Raw genomic sequence first — 18,217 nt, 5'->3', positions numbered from 1 at the left:
GCGCCAGCCGCACGCCCGTGCTTGCCGACCGGGATGGAGATGCGGGCCGGATCAGCGGCGCCGCAGGCGCCGCCTTGAACAAGAAAGAAGGCTCTGAACACAGCATGTGCGCTGCGGCCGGGCAGAGGCTCTAGCTGGGGATGTGGTCGAGGTGCACGGCTGCGATGGTCTTGTCGTCGTGGCGCTTGGCGCGGGGTAGCTGGCGGCCGTCGGGGTCCACGTCTGGCTCCCAGACCTGGCAGCGATCGAGCAGCGCGGCGAGGCCGGTCTCGTTGGCCTCGGCAACCTGGGGCCAGTCGTCGAGGCGCAGGCGCGTCATGGTGGTGTAGGCCCCATCCGTCGCCAGGACCGCCCACCGGACGGCGGATGCTGGGCGCGATACTTGCAGAGCGTGTTCGGCGGCCTTGGGCTCGGCCTCGGCGATCCAGTAGCCGCCTTCCACGTTGCGCCGCTCTGCCTGCTCGGTCTGGAGCTGGCGCAGCAACTCACGGTGGCGATCGTCGTAGCCACTCCCGGCGGCCAGGCGCCTCCGGTACTCGTCCCGCTGAGCCAGGCGCAGACCGTCGATGCGCTCATCGGTGACGACCTCGCCGGGAAGGACGATCACGCTGTCACCCAACGCCAGCAGACCCACCCGATCCGGGCGCTGCCGCAGGATGCTGACCGTGCTGGACGGCGAACGCCCCGGCTTCAAGCCGAGTTCGTGTGCCGTGGCCTCGATCGCATCCGCGAGGGCAGCGCTCAGCTCGGCCTCGGGTTCGGCCGCAAGACCGCCAATGATCCTGCGGCCCAGATACGCGGCATAGTCCTGGGCCGATACCGGGACCGGGATGAACGCCGACGCCCCGCCCAGGACGACAGGCACTACCACCTGGAAAAAGCCAAGGGTGCGCCAACCAAAAATCCCCAGGCCACTGACCTGGGGAAATGGCGCGCCCGAAGGGATTCGAACCCCTAACCTTCTGATCCGTAGTCAGATGCTCTATCCGTTGAGCTACGGGCGCAGTGTTCAGTTGTGCCCGACCGGAGTCGGGTTGGTGCTCGGCTGGGCCGAGCCCCGGCGGAGGCTCCGGGATTTGAACCCGGGAGGGGGGGTTACCCCCAACCGCATTAGCAGTGCGGCGCCATAGACCAGACTAGGCGAAGCCTCCCAGGTCGCGACCACTGCCGTCATAGACTACACACCCCCGCCGGACTCCGGCAAAGCACCCCCCGCCCGGCACGTGACCAGGCTATTTGGCCGCGGCGAAGGCGACGAACGGTTCCAGCGAGTTCGGGTTGGCGAGCGCGTCCCGGCTCACGGCTCGGTCCGGGGCGACCCCGCGCAGGATCTTCTTCACCGGGACCTCGCACTTCTTGCCGTTCAGCGTGCGCGGCACCTCGTCGACCACGATGAAGCGGTCGGGTACGTGCCGGGGTGACAGCGCCTTCCTGAGCTCCTTCCGCAGTGCCGGCTCCAACTCGTCGAGATTGGTCCCCTCGGCGAGCACCAGGAAGCACAGCAACTCGCCTTCCTCGTTCGCCGACGTGTCGATGACCAGCGAGTCCCTGACCTGGTCGTAGCCCTCGACGACCCGGTAGAACTCCGCGGTGCCCATGCGCACGCCGCCCCGGTTGAGTGTCGAGTCGCTGCGGCCGTAGATGATCGCCGACCCCCTGTCGGTGATCTTGATCCAGTCGCCGTGCCGCCACCTGCCGGGGTACTCCTCGAAGTACGCCTCCCGCAGGCGCGTGCCGTCGGGGTCGCTCCAGAAGAACACCGGCATCGAGGGCATCGGCTTGGTGATCATCAGCTCACCGACCTGGTCGAGCACCGGCTTACCCGCCTCGTCGTAGGCCTCCACCGCCGCCCCCAGGCAACGGCAGGACAGCTCCCCCAGCCACACCGGCACATCCGGCGCCGACCCGACGAACGCCGTGCACAGGTCGGTCCCACCGGACACCGAGCAGATCTGCACATGAGCCCCGATGGCGTCGGCGATCCACCGGAAGCCCTCCTCGCTCAACGGCGCGCCCGTCGACCCGAGCGCCCGCATCGCCGACAGATCGAACCGCTCGGCGGGCCGCAGGTGCTCCTTGAGACAGCTCTGCACGAACGGCGCGGAGGTGCCGAAGTAGGTGACCTGCTCCTCCTCCGCCAGCTGCCACAGGGCGTTGAGGTCCGGATAGCCCGGGCTGCCGTCGTACAGCACGACCGTGGTGCCCACCAGCAGCCCGGAGATCAGGAAGTTCCACATCATCCAGCCGGTGGTGGTGAACCAGAAGAACCGCTCGCCCGGCCCGAGGTCGCTCTGCAGTGCCAGGGCCTTCAGGTGCTCGACGGTGATGCCGCCGTGGCTCTGCACGATGCCCTTCGGCAACCCGGTGGTGCCCGACGAGTACAGCACCCACAGCGGGTGGTCGAACTCGACCGCGTCGAACTCCAGCGGCGCGCCGGCGTGCCGCTCGAGCAGGTCCGACCAGCTGTGCGTGCCCGGCAACGTGCCGCCACCGGCATAGTCCACGAGCACCGTCGCCGCCAGCCCCGGCAGCCGGCCACGCAGCTCCTCCACGGTCGGCCGCACGTCGAACGACCGGCCGTTGTAGGTGTAGCCGTTGACGGCCACCAGCACCTTCGGCTCGATCTGCGTGAACCGGTCGGACACCGCACGCACCCCGAAGTCCGGCGAGCACGACGACCACGTCGCACCGAGGCTCGCCGCCGCCAGGAACGCCACGAGCGTCTCCGGGCAGTTCGGCGCCAGCGCCACCACGCGATCGCCCTTGCCGACGCCGAGGTCACGCAGCGCCGCCCTCGCCGCCGCGACCTGCGCACGCAGCTCGCCGTAGGTCAGCCGTGCGCGGAGGCCGTCCTCCCGCCGGAAGATCACCGCCAGGTCGCCGTCGCCCTTCGTCGCGCCGGCGACCCCACCGGTGAGCGCGTGCTCGGCGTAGTTCAGCGTGCCGCCCGCGAACCACCGCGCCCCCGGCATCTCCATCCCGGAGAGCACCTCGCCGGGGCGGTCGTGCCAGCGCACGCCCAGGTATTCGGCGACGGCGGACCAGAACTCCGGCAGCGAGGTGGTGGAGAACTCCCACAGCTGCTGGTAGTCGGTGAGCCGGACCCCCTTCTCGGCGCCGAGCCACCGGCGGAAGTCGGCGATCCTGGTGTCGGCGACCTGCTCGGGGGTCGGCTGCCACAGCACTTCGGGAACGTCGGCGTCGTTGCTCATGGCGGTGAGCCTAGGACAGATCGACCAGTGAATCCTCCACCAGCGAGAGCAGTCTCGGAGGATCGGCCGGTGTCACCGTCACCCACTCGCCACGGCGCCGCAGCGCATACCGTCCCTCACCGGTATCCACCCAGCTCACGACACCCGGAGCCCGCATCCACCTCCCGTCGTGGCTCCGCGCACCGGCGCCGAACCACCCTCCGCCGGTGTGCGCGGTCACGGCTCGCAGGAAGACGTTGGCCTCGGACGGCCGCACGCCCGCGCGACGCAGCACGTCGAGGAAACCGCCGGCCCCGTCGTGCTCACCAGCACGACATGCTCTGACGTAGTCGGCCATGCGGGCATTGCCGGGACTACCTATGCCCGCGGGCAACTCCGGCACTGCCTGCAACAGGGCCGCGGGCAGCGCCTGTCTGCTCACCGGCCCCAGGAGCACATCACCGTCGCCGGCTCCCGCGGTCACCACACCCCGGCCGCCCGCCACGCCCACCGCGCGAAACGACACGTCAGGCCCCCCGTAAACCTGCAGGTCCAACCGGATGTCCGGCTCGGCAAGCGCGCGCAGCATCGCCTCCAGGTCGGCGGCGGGGCGCGCCACCGTGCCCAGGTCCCGATCGGCCAGCGCCCTGCTGGCCAGGTCAACCAACGCGGCGCGGGCCTGCGCGGTGCGCCCGACGTACGGGATCTCCAACACCGCCGGCAGTTCGCCGAGACCCAGCTCGGTCCACAACAGATAGAACTCGCCGGGATGCAGGCTGATCCAGCCGGACGCCTCGTCACGCACTCAGTGCCCTCCACGCCGATCCGGGTGGTGCTCGCCCAGCACGGGCGGCGCCACCGGCACCTGGGGACCCCACAGGTCGTCGTCCTCCTCGAGGTACGACGGGGCCTTGTGCTCGACGTCGTCCTCTGCCTGCCGCGCGCCCGCCATGCCCGCGCCCATCGGCATCGCCGCCGGACCTGCCATCGGCCGCGGCCCTCCCGGACCGGCTGCCGGGCCCGGCACCTGTGCGTTCTGCGGGCCCGCGGTACCGGCCCGGGAACTGGGCGCGTACTGCTCCCCGCCGCTGTGCGGGCCCAGCGGCATCCCGCCGGCGGGCCCGGCCGCTCCGGGTGCCGCGACGCCGGCTCCCGGTCGCGGGCCCGCGTCGGCAGCACTCGCGGACGTGCTCTCGTCGGGCCGCACATGCTCCCGGGGTCCGTCGGGTCGCTCACCGGGATCGCCGTCGGGGTGGTGTTCGATGCCGACCTCCGGATTCGGGCTGGCGAACGCCGGAACCCTCGCGTAGAGGGCGTGAGCCTCATGCTGGTAGCGCTCCATCACCTCGGCGGCCCGCTGGTGCAGCTCGCGCGCCTGCTGCCGGTCCGGTTCCGGGTCGGCGATGAGCAGCGGACCCCGGGAGAACCCACCTCCCTGCCGGTCGTCGGTCGACATGCCGCCCTCGGCGGGCAGGAACACGGGTGGCGGCACCGGCATGTCCCGGCGTGCGGCGCTGGCCAGCGCCGCCTGCTCGCTGACGCAGCCCGCCACCTCCGTACTCCCGTCGGCCGTCTCCTCGGTCCAGGCGGCCAACCGGTGCACCTTCTGCCGCGCCTCGTCGGCGGCGGCGCCCTGCCAGCCTTCGGCGGCCGTCTCCAGCGCCTGCCGCAGATCCGTCCCGATGTCGATCAGCTCGGCGCCGAGCCGTGACCACCCTGCGGCCACCTCCGTGGTGGTCTCGAGGTCGAGCCCCTCGTTGACCATGTCGAAGAGCTGACGATGGCTGTAGGTGAGCCAGTTGACGTATTGGCCGAGGTCACCCGGCTCCGGCTCCGGCTCGGGGGGCGGCCACGGGTACGGCAAACGGTGGATCGGCGGCTGGATGCCACTCATCGCACATCGCCCTTCTGCCTGAGGAGCTCGCTCGCCTCCTCGTCGGCGGCCACGATGAGACCCGCGGCCCTGCGGACGATCAGCTCCAGTTTCTCCAGCTGGCCGCTGAACTCCTCCAGCACGGGAAGCGCGGCGTCGGTACCGCCCGACGCCGCCTGGCGAAGGCGTTCACCCATGGTCCGGCCGATGACGTTGTCCCCGAGACGCAGCGGCCGGTCGACGCGCTGCCCGGTGTCGGCGATCAGCTCGTGTACCCGCGACTGGACAGCCGCCACCGAGGCCAGCAGGCGGCGCGCCGTGCCCTCGTCGAGCCGCAGCTGACCGGAGCGCACCTGCTCGTCCACGGTGTCGAGATCCTGCGCCACGGGCGCCAGCGCGGCGGCCGCGCCCTGCGCGAAGGCAGCACCCGGCGCCAAGGCGGGCATGTCGTTGTCGGTCACGGCGACCCCCCAACGTCGTTCGCAATGGGCACCTTATCGGCTCGGATGCGGAGATTGGCCGATTCGTTCCGATTGGACTCGTGTCAGCGCAGGTGCGCGTCGAACCAGTCGAGCGTGCGCTGCCAGGCCTGCTCGGCGGCCTCCGGATCGGCGTCGAACCGATGGTCGGTGCCGGGGAAGCGCACGACGTTGGCTGCCACCGTCGCCGCGCCCGCCGCCTCCCGCAGCGCCTCCACGTCGGCGCCGCCCTCCTCGCCCGCGTCGCCGTACAGTCCGAGCCAGGGGCTGGTCAGCCGCCCGGCGATGTCGACCAGCGCGGGCAGCTCGGCGGAGACGGGCGTGCTGATCCCGCGCCCGCCGACACTCACCGCAGCACCGAGCGTGCGGCTGGAGGCCACCACCAGCGCCGCGGTGCCACCGAGGTCGAAACCCACGATGCCCATCAGGTCCGCGCGCACACCGCGGTCGGCCAGCCACGCCAGTGCGATGTCCGTGGCCGCCAGCACGTCGTCGACGCCCAGCTCGCCGCCCCGCGAGGCCAGATGCGGCGCGATGGCCAGCCAGCCCTCGCCCGCGAGACCCGTCAGCAGCAGCCGCACCGTGTCCGTCACGACATCGGCCTCGTGCAGCACGACGAGCCCGCCCCGCACCGATCCCTCCGGCTCGGCGAAGGTCACCCGGATGCCCCTGCCGTCCGCGCGCTCGTAGTCGTCGGTGTGGGTCTGCGTCATGGTCCTACTCAACCACCGACAGTGGACCCGGCGTCAACGTGAGCTGGCAGATATCCGGCGAGATAGGTTGGTCCGCGGAAGTCCTTTCAACCTCGAGGAGCTGCCGATGTCCACCGCCATCCCGACACGGCCCGACCTGGCATCGCTGCCGGCGTACGTGCCGGGGCGCACGGTCCCCGGAGCCATCAAGCTCGCCAGCAACGAGGCGCCCGGCGGCCCTCTGCCCAGCGTCTCCGAGGCCATCGCCCGCGCCACGGCCGAGGTCAACCGCTACCCCGACATGGGGGCGTGGGCAGTGGTGGAGCGGCTCTCCCGCGAACTCGGCTTTCCGCAGGAGCAGATCGCCGTCGGCTGTGGCTCGGTGTCGCTGTGCCAGCAGCTCGTGCAGGCGCTGTGCGCGCCCGGCGAGGACGTGCTGTACGCGTGGCGCTCGTTCGAGGCCTACCCGATCGTCACTCAGGTCGGCAACGCCTCGTCGGTGCCGGTGCCGCTCGACGCCACGCACACCCACGACCTCGACGCCATGCTGGCCGCGATCACGCCGCGAACCCGCCTGATCTTCGTGTGCAACCCGAACAACCCGACGGGTACCGCCGTGCGCAGGGACGCTCTCGCCCGCTTCCTCGACGCCGTGCCGCCGGACGTGCTCGTGGTGCTCGACGAGGCCTACCGCGAGTTCGTCACCGACCGCGACGTCCCCGACGGCCTGGAGTTCGCGCGCACCCGGCCGAACGTGGCGGTGCTGCGCACGTTCTCCAAGGCCTACGGGCTCGCCGGGCTGCGCATCGGCTACGCGGTGGGCCCCGAGGACGTCGTGACGGCACTGCGGAAGGTGTATGTGGCGTTCAGCGTCAACGCCCTCGCGCAGACGGCGGCGCTGGCCTCGCTCGACGCCAAGGACGAGCTGCTCGCCCGCTGCGCCGACCTCGTGCTGGAGCGCACGCGTGTGCGGGACGCCCTGCTGGAGGCCGGCTACGAGGTGCCCGAGAGCCAGGCCAACTTCGTCTGGCTGCCGCTGGGCGAGCGGGCGAGCGCCTTCGCCGAGCACGCGCTGGAGCACAAGGTCGTGGTGCGCCCGTTCGCCGGCGACGGCGTACGGGTCACCATCGGCACGCCGGAGCAGAACGACGTGTTCCTGGAGGCGGCGCGCACGTTCGGCCGCTGACGCTCACTCCACGGTCACGCTCTTGGCGAGGTTGCGCGGCTTGTCGATGTCGCGGCCCAGCTGCTTGGCGAGGTGGTAGGCGAGCAACTGCAGCGGGATGCCGAACAGGATCGGATCCAGCTCCGGCTCGGTGCGCGGCACACGCAGCTCCACGTCGGCAAGGCCCCGCGGCAGCTCGGCGTTGGTCACGGCCAGCACCGGGCCGCCGCGCGCCTTGATCTGCTCGATCGTGCCGATGTTCTTCGCCAGCAGCTCGTCGTCGGGCACGATCACCACCGACGGCATGCTCCGGTCGATCAGCGCGATCGGCCCGTGCTTGAGCTCGCCGGCCTGGTAGGCCTCGGCGTGCACGTAGGAGATCTCCTTGAGCTTCTGCGCGCCCTCCCTGGCCACCGGCCAGCCGCGCACGCGCCCGACGAAGAACATGTGCCGGGCGTCGGCGAAGCGCCGGGCGGCCTCGGCGATGTGCTCCTCGTCGGCGACGACCTCCTGGATGCGGGCCGGCAGGGCGTCCAGCGCCTCGACGACGCGCCGCCCGTCGGCCACCGACAGGTCACGGACGCGGCCCAGCAGCAGGGCCAGCATCGCGAAGCACGTGCTCATGTTCGTGACCGCCTTGGTGGAGGCCACCGACACCTCGGGTCCGGCGTGCAGGAACACGCCGCTGCCGCACTCGCGCGCGATCGCGCTGCCCACGGCGTTGACCATGCCGATCACGCGGCCGCCCTTGCGGGCCAGCTCCTGCACGGCGGCGAGCGTGTCGGCGGTCTCGCCCGACTGGCTCACCGCGACGTAGAGCGTGTCGCCGTCCACCACCGGGTTGCGGTAGCGGAACTCCGACGCGGGCTCGGCGTCGGCGGGCAGCCGCGCCAGCTCCTCCACGAGGTTCGCGCCGATCTGCCCCGCGTAGTAGGCGGAGCCACAGCCGAGGAACTTGACCCTGCGGATGGAGCGCAGCTCGCGGGCGTCCAGCCGCAGCCCGCCGAGCCGCGCGGTCGCGAACCGCTCGTCCAGCCTGCCCAGCAGCGCCCTGCGCACCGACTCCGGCTGCTCGGCGATCTCCTTGCGCATGTAGTCGGCGTAGCCGTCGAGCCCGTAGTCGGCGTCGGTCAGCTCCACCTCGGTGGGCAGCTTGTCGGTGCGCCGGGCCTGCAGCGTGCTGGTGCGGTAGTCGCCGGCGCGCAGGGTGGCCAGCTCGCCGTCGTCCAGGTACACCACGCGCTGGGTGTGCCGCACGAGCGCGGCCAGGTCGGAGGCCACGAACATCTCGCCGTCGCCGATGCCGAGCACGATCGGGCTGCCGTTGCGGGCCACCACCAGCTCATGCGGGTCGCGGGCGTCGAGCACGACCAGACCGTAGGCGCCCTCGACCTCGTGCAGCGCGGCGCGCACGGCGTCCTCGAGCGACTCGGCGCCGTCGGCCAGCCGGGCGGCGATCAGGTGCGCGAGCGCCTCGGTGTCGGTCTCGGAGGCGAACTCCACGCCGCCCGCGGTGAGCTTGGCGCGCAGCGCCTCGGCGTTCTCGATGATGCCGTTGTGCACGACGGCGATCCGGCCCTCGGCGTCGACGTGCGGATGGGCGTTGACGTCGGACGGCTCGCCGTGGGTGGCCCACCGCGTGTGCGCGATGCCCAGCTGTGCCGGGTGCCCGTCGCCGACGAGGCCGCGCAGCTCCTCGACGCGCACCGCAGCCTTGGTGACCTTCAGCCGCCCGCGGTGGGGCACCGCGATGCCCGCCGAGTCGTAGCCGCGGTACTCGAGGCGGTGCAGGCCCTCCAGCAGGATGGGCGCCGCCTGCCTGCCGCCGATGTAGCCGACGATTCCGCACATGGGGTGTTCTCCTAGCCGTAGACGATGCGGCGCAGCTGCCGTTCCGAGAGCGAGCCCGCCACGACGGGGCGGCTCGCCAGCTCGGCGGTGAGCTCGGCCCAGATCCGGTCGTTCTTCAGCCCGCGGCGTTTCAGCTCGCGGTGCCTGCGCCGCACGTACTCCTCGGTGGTCTCGCGGAAGTACGCGACGACGTCGGCGACGACCCTCGCCGCCGTGGCCGTGGGCAGCCCTGTCGACGTCGCGACGTGGCGCACCAGTTCGGCGGGCGGCGACTGGTCCATGCGGTGAGCCTCGCAGCAGCCACGTCGCGCTTCAAGTTTCCTGCCCGATTTCGGGCAGAATCACGTCACCGGAGGAGGTGGCCGGCAAGCTCCCCAATGCGGCATTGGTAGCGCTCAACGCAACGAATGCCGCATTGGTGGCGTTCAACGCCACGAATGCGGCATTGGGGGCTCTTCGGCGACGTCAGAGCTGGCGGAGGACCAGCTGGACGATGGCGGCGAGGCCGATCACCACGATCACCATGCGCAACGCGGTGGGCGGAAGCCTGCGGCCGATCACCGCGCCCAGCGCGCCGCCGACGATCGATCCGCCCGCGAGCAGGCCGACCACCGGCCAGCTGATCGGCGCGACGAACGCGTAGACCGTGCCCGCGACGACGTTGACCACGGCGGCGAGCACGTTCTTGATGCCGTTGAGCCGCTGGATCGGCTCGTCGAGCAGCATGCCCATGAACGCCATGAGCATCACGCCCTGAGCCGCGGTGAAGTAGCCGCCGTAGATGCCGACGAGGAACACCGCCGTGACGAGCAGCACCGCGGTGCCCTTGCCGTTGCCCGCCTCGGTGCCGGTGCGCCGCTCGCGGGACTCCCTGCGGGCCAGCACCCAGCTCGACACCCGAGGCTGGATGATGACCAGCACCACCGCGAGGCCGACCAGCACCGGCACCACCGTCTCGAACGCGTCGTGGGGCAGCGAGAGCAGCAGCACGGTGCCGCCCACGGCGCCGACCAGTGACGCGGGCCCGAGCGTCAGCAGCCTGCGCAGCTGGCCACGCAGCTCGTGCCGGTAGCCGATCGCGCCGCTGATGGTGCCCGGGGCGAGGCCGATGGCATTGGAGGTGGTCGCGGTCACCGGCGGGTAGCCGAAGGCGACGAGCACCGGGAACGTCACGAGCGTCCCCGACCCCACCACCGTGTTGATCATTCCCGCCCACACACCCGCGAGGGCGATGAGCACCGCGTGCCACCAGATCACGGACGGACCATAAGCAGCGCCGTCACCGGCCGCGCGCCCAGGACACGTATACGGTGTTCAGTATCACGGCGCCTTCGCGACGTTTCACTTTCGGCCCACCGGGTAGTCCCGGCCCGAACCGCGAGGGAGGTACGAGTGCAGACCACGAGGTTGCGCGAGCTGGTCACGGTGAACGGTCCGTTCGCCTCGGTGTATTTCGACGATTCGCACGACACCGCCGACGCCGCGAAGCTCCTCGACCTCCGGTGGCGCGAGCTGCGCGAGGAGCTCCAGCGGCAGGGTGCACCCGACTGGACGCTGGACGCGATGGAGACCGCGGTCAAGGACAGCCCACCGCCCGTCGGGGCCAGCGGCCGCGCGCTGGTCGCCACCGGCGACCGCGTCCTGCTCGACGAGCGGCTCGACGAGCCGCCCGCCCAGCCGGTCGCCCGGCTGTCCGAGCTGCCCTACCTGCTGCCGCTCGTCGAGCACGGCGAGCAGGCTCCGCCGTACGTGGTGGCCGTGGTCGACCACGTCGGCGCCGACGTGACCGCCTACGACGGGCGGGGCGGGATCATCGAGGAACGCACCATCGAGGGCTCCGACCATCCGGTGCACAAGGTGCGCGGCGGCGGCTGGTCACAACGCGACATCCAGGCCCACACCGACGAGGTGACCCGGCACAACATCGACCAGGTCGCCGAGCACGTCGGCGCCACCGCGCGCAAGATCGGCGCGAAGCTCGTGGTGCTCGCGGGCGAGTCCCAGGCCCGCAAGCAGCTGGCCGACCTGCTGCCCGAGCAGATCCGCGGGATCGCCGCCGAGACCGGCAGCGGCGGCAGGCACAAGGGCGCCTCCAACCAGGAGCTGCACGCCCACGTGCAGGAACTGCTGGCCAAGCTGAAGCAGGACCGGCGGGCCGAGGTGACCGAACGGTTCCGCGGCGCGCTCGGCCAGGAGCGCGGCCTCGCCGTGCAGGGACTGGAGGCGACCACCACCGCCCTGCGCGAAAGCAACGTGGAGACCCTGCTCGTGGAAAGGCCCGCGGACGTGGATGTGCTCACCGGGCCGGAGCCCGTGCTCGTGGGCACCCAGGAGGAGGAGCTCAAGGCGCACGGCACGGACACCGTCACCCGCCGCAGGGCGGACGAGGCCCTCGCCGTCGCGGCCATCGCAGGCGGGGCCGAGATCGTCCACACCGGAGACCGGCTTGACCTCATGGAAGGGTTCGGCGCGATACTTCGGCACGACTGAGCAGCACCCACGACAGCAGCCAGAACCCTGAGGTGAATGTGACCGAAACACAGCCGCCGACGCACGAGGTCGGCGCACAGGACGATATCGAGCTGCGCCTTGGCGCGAACCTGGTTCACCTGCCGGTGATCCGCTCCGTGGCGGCGAGCATCGCGATGAGAGCCGATTTCGACCTGGACGCGATCGCCGACCTGCGGCTGGCCGTGGACGAGGCGTGCTCGACGCTCATCACGCGCGCGGAGCCGGGAAGCACGATGGTCTGCCGGTTCACCATCGACGACGCCGAGCTGCGGTTCAGCGGCGCGGTGGTGTCGTCGGCAGGCGAGGCGCCCAGCACCGCGTCCTTCGGCTGGCGCGTGCTGACGACACTGGCGGACTCCGCCTCGTCGTGGATCGAACCGGGCGCGCACAACGGGCAGCGCAACTGGGTCCACATCGAGCTTGCGAAAAGGAAGCCGGCCTTTACGTGACCGAATCGACCACTCACGGACCGCGCAACTCCTCCGACGACTACGACCACCTCGTACCCCTTTTCGAGGAGTTCGTGGGACTCGCCGAGGACGATCCGCGCCGCGCCGAGCTGCGCGACGAGCTCGTCACCGGGCATCTGCCCCTTGCCGAGCACATCGCCCAGCGCTTCTCGGGCCGCGGGGTCGCCAAGGAGGACCTGGAGCAGGTGGCCAGGGTCGGTCTCATCAACGCGGTCGACCGCTTCGACCCGGGCCGCGGCACCGACTTCCTGTCCTTCGCCGTGCCGACGGTGATGGGCGAGGTGCGCAGGCACTTCCGGGACACCGGATGGATCATCCGCGTGCCGCGCAGGCTGAAGGAACTGCACCTGTCCATCAACAACGCCAGCACGCAGCTGTCCCAGCACCTCGGCAGGGCACCCACGCCGAGCGAGATCGCCGAGCATCTGGGACTGTCCCCCGAGGAGGTCTACGAGGGGCTGGAGGCGGGCAACGCCTACCACTCGATGTCGCTGGACGAGGTGCTCTCCGGGGACACGGAGAACCTCGCGCTCGGCGACACCCTCGGCGAGGACGACGCCGCGCTGGAGGGCGTCGAGAACCACGAGACGTTGCAGCCGCTGGTCCGCGAGCTGCCCGAACGCGAGCGCAAGATCCTGGCGTTGCGATTCGTGCACAACATGACCCAGTCCCAGATCGCCGAGCGGATCGGCATCTCGCAGATGCACGTCTCCCGCCTGCTCGCCCGCACGCTGGCCAAGCTGCGGGACGGGCTCGCCGAGGAGCGGCCCGACCAGGAGTCGTGACCGTCCCCGCACTGCGCTGGGCGGCGTTTTGGCTGCTCACCGCGGGGGTATACGGGCGCCATGACCAGGCGGGAGACGCTGTGCGCGTACCCGGGCTCCGGCGAGCCCGGGGCGGGCGGTCTCGCGCAGCAGGCGGGCCGGTTCGTCGTCGAGCGGCCCAGCCCGGAGAGCCCGCACGTCGTGCTCCGGCTGCGGATCGGCGGCGCTCCCGTGGTCGCCTGGGCCCTGCCCCGCCCGCCGTCGGCCGAGCCCGGCGAACGGCTGCTCGCCCTCCGCGGTGACGACGACCCGCCCGAGGGCGGGGACCAGGCGCTGGTCTGGGACGCGGGTGAGGTCGGCAACCTGGGTGACGAGCCGCTGGAGCGCGCACTGGCCGGAGGGCGGCTGACGATCCGGCTGGACGGCACGCGGCTGCGCGGCAGCTTCACCCTGGTCCGGACGAGGATCGGCGAGCACGACGAGCAGTGGCTCCTCGGCGCCACCGGGGTGTCCGAGCCCACGGACGAGGCAGCCCCGTGAGGTGGCGGGAGCCCATGCTGGCGACGCTGACCGACCGGCACTTCTCCGACCCGAACTGGCTGTTCGAGCGCAAGCTGGACGGCGTGCGGGCGGTGTGCGTGCGCGAGGACGGCGGCGAGCCGCAGCTGTGGTCGCGCAACCGCAAGCTGATGAACGCCGCCTACCCGGAGATCGTGGCCGCGCTGGCCGAGCAGGGTGGCGACACCTTCGCCGCCGACGGCGAGATCGTCGCGTTCGACGGCGGCCAGACGAGCTTCGCCCGGCTCCAGCCGCGCATGCACCTCAGCGACCCGGCGCGGGCACGGGCCACCGGCATTCCGGTCTACTACTACCTGTTCGACCTGCTCTCCTACGGCGGCACCGACGCGACCCGGCTTCCGCTGCGCCAGCGCAAGGAGTTGCTGCGCCGCGCGTTCGACTTCCAGGGCCCGCTGCGCCTGTCCCGGCACCGCAACGCCGAGGGTGAGCGGTTTCTCGCCGAGGCGTGCGGCAAGGGCTGGGAGGGCCTGATCGCCAAGCGCGCCGACGCGCCCTACACCGGGGGGCGGTCGCGCGACTGGCTGAAGTTCAAGTGCGTGCGCGACCAGGAGTTCGTGGTCGGCGGGTTCACGCCGTCGACGGCGCGGGCCGGGTTCCGCTCGCTGCTCATCGGTTACCACGCCGCGGGCAGGCTCTGCTACGCGGGCAAGGTCGGCGCCGGGTACGACGAGGCGACGTTGCGCGCACTGGGTGACCGGCTGGCCCGGCTGCGCAGGCGGACCTCGCCGTTCGCCGGCCGGGTCGGCGAGCCGGACGCCCGCTGGGTGGAGCCGGAGGTGGTCGTGCAGGTGCGGTTCTCCGAGTGGACCGGCGACGGCAGGCTGCGGCACCCTCGGTTCACGGGGCTGCGGACGGACAAGCCGGCGGCCGACGTGGTCCGAGAGAGCGCGTGAGGAGGGGAACATGGCACGAGCGATCTGGAGCGGCGCCCTCAACTTCGGGCTGGTGACGGTGCCGGTCGAGCTGTACAGCGCCACCTCGGACCACACCATCCACTTCCGGCAGTTCCAGCGCGGCACCTCCGACCGCATCCGGTACCGGCGCGTCAACGAACGCACCGGCGAGGAGGTGCCCTACGACCAGATCGTGAAGGGCTACGACCTCGGCGGCGACGAGTACGTGATCATCGAGCCGGAGGAGCTGGAGCAGATCGCGCCGGGGCGCTCGCGCACCGTCGACATCGACGCGTTCGTGGACCTCGACGACATCGACCCGATCTACTTCCAGAAAACCTACTGGCTGGCCCCCGCGAAGGAGGAGTTCGCGAGGGCCTACGGCCTGCTGATCGAGGCGATGGCCCGCACCAACCGGGCGGGGCTCGCGCGCTTCGTCATGCGCGGCAAGGAGTACCTCGCCGCGGTCCGCGCGGGCGACGGCGTGCTCGTGCTCAACACGCTGCTGTTTCCCGAGGACATCCGCGAGCCCGCCAAGGAGATCAGCAAGCTGCCCGCGCCCGGCCAGACCCGGCCCAAGGAGGTCGACATGGCGGTGAGCCTGATCGACTCCATGGCGCAGGAGTGGGACCCGGAGCAGTACCACGACACCTACACCGAGCGGGTGAAGCAGCTCATCGAGGACAAGCGCCAGGGCAGGACGGTGACACCGGCCGAGCAGCCGCCGGAGGCGACGAAGGTGGTGGACCTGTTCGAGGCGCTGTCGCGCAGCGTGGAGAGCCGCAAGCGCAAGAGCGGCGGCACCCGCACGAGCGAGGGCGTCGGCGAGCGGGGCAAGCGTAGGCGGCCGCAGCGGCAGGAGCCCGACCTGGCGGAGCTGTCCAAGGCCGACCTGGAGCGCATGGCCCGCGAGCTGGACATCAAGGGCCGCTCGAAGATGACCCGCAAGCAGCTGGAGAAGGCCGTCCGCGACGCCTCACCGGAGCAGACCCGCAGGCGCGCCTCCTAGGGCACCTCGCGCCTGGCCCGCGTCACCGGCGGCGCGGCTCTACGATCATCGGGTGCCCCGTGCCCGGTTGTCGACGCGGTTCCAGACGGTGCTGCGCACCAGCGTCGGCTTCGCGGTGCTCGGCTTCGTCTCCAGCTTCTGTGGGTCGGGGCTGGTCTTCCTGCTGTCGATGCTGCAGGGCATCCCCGCCGACGTCGGCGACCGGGGCTGGATCTTCGCCGTCTGCGCCGCCGGGTACGTGCTGGTGTCGTTCCTCATCGGCACGCTCTGGGCGGGGCTGCTGCACCGGCGCACGGTCGTGTGGTTCGTGCTGGGTCGCGCGCCGTCGGAGCAGGAGGCGCGGCGTGCGCTGCGCCTGCCGGTGCACCTGGCGACGGTCACGGTGGTCCTGTGGGCGGCCGGAGCGCTCGTGCTCGGTGTGCTGGCCGCGGTGCTCGGATCGTGGGCGGACGCGCTCGCCGTGGCGCTGGTGATCGTGCTCGGCGGGCTCTCCACGGCCGGGCTCACCTACTTGGCGGCCGAGTGGGTGGCCCGCCCGCTGATGGCCGAGGCCCTCGACGTGGCGCCGCCGCAGGACCGGCTGCCGACCACCGTGCTCACCCGGCTGGTGCTGACGTGGGCGCTGGCGGGCGGGGTGCCGCTCGTCGGCGTGCTGCTGATGGTCCTGCCGCCCTACCTCGGCAAGGCCGACCCGCGTTCGGGCCTGCTGTCGCTCGCGCTGATCGGCCTGGTCCTGGGCGCGCTCGGCACGGCGCTGCTGGCCCGGTCGGTCGCGGCGCCGTTGCACCGGCTGCGCAGGGCGCTCGGCCAGATCGCCAGGGGCCGCACGGACGTCACGGTGGGCGTCGACGACGCCAGCGAGATCGGCATGCTCCAGGCGTCGGTCAACGACCTCGCGGCAGGCCTGCGTGAGCAGGAGCGGCTGCGGGACCTGTTCGGCAGGCACGTCGGCGACGACGTCGCCCGGCACGCCCTGGAGTACGGCGCCTCGCTGTCCGGTGACGTCCGCGACGTCACGGCCCTGTTCGTGGACGTCGTCGACTCCACGGCGCTCGCGGCCGAGCTGCCGCCGCACGAGGTGGTGCGCAAGCTCAACCGGCTCTTCGCCAGCGTCGTCGACGCGGTGGGCACCCACGGCGGCCTGGTGAACAAGTTCCAGGGCGACGCGGCGCTGTGCGTCTTCGGCGCTCCCGCGCGGCACGCCGACCCGGCGACCTCGGCACTGCGCGCGGCCCGCGCCATCCGCGACGCCGTGGCCTCCAGCGGGGAGCTGGACCTGGGCATCGGCGTGGCGAGCGGGCCTGCCTTCGCAGGCCAGCTGGGCACGAGCAGCCGTTTCGAGTACACGGTGATCGGCGACGCGGTGAACGAGGCGGCGCGGCTCACCGAGCACGCCAAGCAGGTGCCCGGCCGCATCCTCGCCAGCGAGGCGGTGCTGGTGGCCTGCTCGGCGGCCGAACGAAGGCTGTGGACGGCACACGACACGCTCCACCTGCGGGGACGTGCGGCCCCGACCGCCACGTGGACACTCGACGTCGCGGCCGGCGCGAGCACGGGCTCCGTCAGGCCGGCGTGACGCCGGGCCAGCGCAGCACCGTGGAACCCCAGGTCAGCCCGGCTCCGAACGCCGTGACGAGCACGCGGTCGCCGGACTGCAGGGTGCCGTCGTTGACGCCGTCGACCATCGCCAGCGGGATCGACGCGGCGCTGGTGTTGCCGGTGCGCTCGATGTTGACGACGAGGCTGTCGGCCGGAAGCCCCAGCTGCTTGGCCGTGGCGTGGAGGATGCGGATGTTGGCCTGGTGGCCGATCAGCCGGTCGACGTCCCCGACCGTCCAGCCCACCTGCTTCAGCACCGCGCGCGAGGACTCGGCCATGCGCGCGGTGGCGTGCCGGAACACCGCCGGCCCCTGCATGCTGAAGTAACTGTCGGCCGGGTTCTGCGACGTCTTCATGCGGGAGCCACCGGCAGGCACCACCAGCAGGTCGGACAGCTCACCGTCGCTGTGCAGGTCGAACGGGCCGAGGGCACCCGGCTCGTCGGGGTCTCCCGCGCGCAGCACGACGGCTCCGGCCCCGTCGCCGAAGATCGGCACCGTGGCCCGGTCGTCCGGGTTGAGCAGCGTGGTGAAGGCGTCGGCGCCGACGAGCAGCACCCGGCGGGACACTCCGCCCGCGATCAGGCCCGCTGCCGTCGCCAGCGCGTAGACGAACCCGCTGCACACGGCGTTGACGTCGAAGGCGGCGACGGGGCCGAGTCCCAGCCTGCTCGCCACCTGCGGGGCACTGGCCGGGCAGATCTGGTCCGGGGTCGCGGTGGCCAGCACCACGGCGTCGATGTCGGCCGAGCCCGCCGACTGCAACGCTCGCCTTCCCGCCTCCACAGCCATGTCAACAGTGGACATGCCGGGGCCGACGACGTGCCGCCGCCCGATCCCGGTCCTGGTGCGGATCCACTCGTCGGAGGTGTCCAGGCGGGCCGAGAGCTCGTCGTTGTCCACCACGCGAGGGGGTAGCCAACCACCGAGACCGGCGAGAACCGCCACACCACGCGCATCGTGCGTGGGCACTTGCATTCCTCCAGGGCCAGCGTTTTGGGGACACGGAGACTGTGGTTACCCGGCCTGCCTCTACTTGTATGGCTTACTAATCGGTAGAGGCCGGCGATGTGACCTAGGTCTCATTCAGTGCATCCGTCCGCATTAATCCGGACGGATTCTGGCCGGTATCCGCCGTAGAA

Annotated in this window: 18 protein-coding genes and 2 tRNA genes; 8 read left to right on the top strand and 12 right to left on the bottom strand. The window is 71.7% G+C overall.

Going from position 1 to position 18,217, the window contains the following annotated elements; genetic code table 11:
• Positions 1-130: 130 nt before the first annotated feature.
• The 8 genes from BAY60_RS06950 to BAY60_RS06915 form a co-directional block, all read right to left on the bottom strand.
• A complete protein-coding gene (locus tag BAY60_RS06950; RefSeq protein ID WP_112279941.1) occupies positions 131-865 on the bottom strand; it encodes a hypothetical protein in 735 nt (244 codons plus the stop codon).
• A gap of 63 nt (positions 866-928) precedes the next feature.
• Positions 929-1,004: transfer RNA gene (locus BAY60_RS06945), tRNA-Arg, on the bottom strand.
• Between the two features lie 57 nt (positions 1,005-1,061).
• Positions 1,062-1,151: transfer RNA gene (locus tag BAY60_RS06940), tRNA-Ser, on the bottom strand.
• Positions 1,152-1,232: 81 nt separating this feature from the next.
• Positions 1,233-3,212: an acetoacetate--CoA ligase gene (locus tag BAY60_RS06935; RefSeq protein ID WP_112279940.1), complete on the bottom strand. Its 1,980-nt coding sequence runs from the start codon at positions 3,210-3,212 to the stop codon at positions 1,233-1,235.
• Positions 3,213-3,222: 10 nt separating this feature from the next.
• Positions 3,223-3,996: an ESX secretion-associated protein EspG gene (locus tag BAY60_RS06930; protein ID WP_112279939.1), complete on the bottom strand. Its 774-nt coding sequence runs from the start codon at positions 3,994-3,996 to the stop codon at positions 3,223-3,225.
• Entirely contained in the window at positions 3,997-5,085 is a 1,089-nt protein-coding gene (locus tag BAY60_RS06925; RefSeq protein ID WP_112279938.1) for a PPE domain-containing protein, read from the bottom strand.
• Positions 5,082-5,525: a hypothetical protein gene (locus BAY60_RS06920; protein ID WP_112279937.1), complete on the bottom strand. Its 444-nt coding sequence runs from the start codon at positions 5,523-5,525 to the stop codon at positions 5,082-5,084. Before BAY60_RS06920 ends, BAY60_RS06925 begins: the two co-directional genes overlap by 4 nt.
• Before the next feature lie 83 nt (positions 5,526-5,608).
• Entirely contained in the window at positions 5,609-6,256 is a 648-nt protein-coding gene (locus BAY60_RS06915; protein WP_112279936.1) for a dienelactone hydrolase family protein, read from the bottom strand.
• A 106-nt stretch (positions 6,257-6,362) separates the two neighbouring features.
• On the opposite strand from BAY60_RS06915, the gene hisC reads away from it, so the two are divergent.
• Positions 6,363-7,421, top strand: a complete 1,059-nt coding sequence (gene hisC, locus BAY60_RS06910) for a histidinol-phosphate transaminase (RefSeq protein ID WP_112279935.1) — start codon at positions 6,363-6,365, stop codon at positions 7,419-7,421.
• A 3-nt stretch (positions 7,422-7,424) separates the two neighbouring features.
• Here the strand turns inward: hisC and glmS are convergent, their stop codons facing one another.
• From glmS to BAY60_RS06895, 3 genes are all read right to left on the bottom strand, one after another.
• Positions 7,425-9,251 (bottom strand): glutamine--fructose-6-phosphate transaminase (isomerizing), encoded by a 1,827-nt coding sequence (glmS, locus tag BAY60_RS06905; RefSeq protein WP_112279934.1) that lies wholly within the window; start codon positions 9,249-9,251, stop codon positions 7,425-7,427.
• An 11-nt stretch (positions 9,252-9,262) separates the two neighbouring features.
• Positions 9,263-9,532, bottom strand: a complete 270-nt coding sequence (locus tag BAY60_RS06900; protein WP_112279933.1) for a hypothetical protein — start codon at positions 9,530-9,532, stop codon at positions 9,263-9,265.
• 184 nt (positions 9,533-9,716) lie between these two features.
• Entirely contained in the window at positions 9,717-10,508 is a 792-nt protein-coding gene (locus BAY60_RS06895) for a sulfite exporter TauE/SafE family protein (protein ID WP_112279932.1), read from the bottom strand.
• 135 nt (positions 10,509-10,643) lie between these two features.
• Here BAY60_RS06895 and BAY60_RS06890 point away from each other — a divergent pair, with 135 nt between their 5' ends.
• The 7 genes from BAY60_RS06890 to BAY60_RS06860 are packed head-to-tail and all read left to right on the top strand — an operon-like array spanning position 10,644 to position 17,053.
• On the top strand, positions 10,644-11,741 hold the full coding sequence (locus BAY60_RS06890) for an Rv2629 family ribosome hibernation factor (protein ID WP_112279931.1): 1,098 nt from the start codon (positions 10,644-10,646) through the stop codon (positions 11,739-11,741).
• 38 nt (positions 11,742-11,779) lie between these two features.
• Complete coding sequence (locus BAY60_RS06885; RefSeq protein ID WP_112279930.1) at positions 11,780-12,211, top strand: ATP-binding protein; 432 nt, start codon at positions 11,780-11,782, stop codon at positions 12,209-12,211.
• The gene (locus tag BAY60_RS06880) at positions 12,208-13,017 is read left to right on the top strand and encodes a SigB/SigF/SigG family RNA polymerase sigma factor (protein WP_112279929.1); all 810 of its coding nucleotides are present in this window, start codon (positions 12,208-12,210) and stop codon (positions 13,015-13,017) included. The genes BAY60_RS06885 and BAY60_RS06880 overlap by 4 nt, the downstream gene beginning before the upstream one ends.
• A gap of 60 nt (positions 13,018-13,077) precedes the next feature.
• Positions 13,078-13,536: a DNA polymerase ligase N-terminal domain-containing protein gene (locus tag BAY60_RS06875; RefSeq protein ID WP_112279928.1), complete on the top strand. Its 459-nt coding sequence runs from the start codon at positions 13,078-13,080 to the stop codon at positions 13,534-13,536.
• 14 nt (positions 13,537-13,550) lie between these two features.
• Entirely contained in the window at positions 13,551-14,468 is a 918-nt protein-coding gene (gene ligD, locus BAY60_RS06870; protein ID WP_112280770.1) for a non-homologous end-joining DNA ligase, read from the top strand.
• A 10-nt stretch (positions 14,469-14,478) separates the two neighbouring features.
• The gene (gene ku / locus BAY60_RS06865; protein WP_112279927.1) at positions 14,479-15,477 is read left to right on the top strand and encodes a non-homologous end joining protein Ku; all 999 of its coding nucleotides are present in this window, start codon (positions 14,479-14,481) and stop codon (positions 15,475-15,477) included.
• Positions 15,478-15,529: 52 nt separating this feature from the next.
• A complete protein-coding gene (locus BAY60_RS06860; RefSeq protein ID WP_245992357.1) occupies positions 15,530-17,053 on the top strand; it encodes an adenylate/guanylate cyclase domain-containing protein in 1,524 nt (507 codons plus the stop codon).
• On the opposite strand, the gene BAY60_RS06855 is transcribed toward BAY60_RS06860, so the two are convergent.
• Positions 17,040-18,053 carry a beta-ketoacyl-ACP synthase III gene (locus BAY60_RS06855; protein ID WP_112279925.1) on the bottom strand — a complete coding sequence of 338 codons (1,014 nt, stop codon included), beginning with the start codon at positions 18,051-18,053 and terminating at the stop codon, positions 17,040-17,042. The two genes, BAY60_RS06860 and BAY60_RS06855, sit on opposite strands and share 14 nt — an antisense overlap.
• Positions 18,054-18,217 lie beyond the last annotated feature (164 nt).

It is taken from the genome of Prauserella muralis, from assembly GCF_003202285.1.
Classification (GTDB): domain Bacteria; phylum Actinomycetota; class Actinomycetes; order Mycobacteriales; family Pseudonocardiaceae; genus Prauserella_B; species Prauserella_B muralis.
The sequence above is the reverse complement of the archived record's forward strand: the minus strand, read 5'-3'. Positions and strand labels throughout refer to the sequence as shown.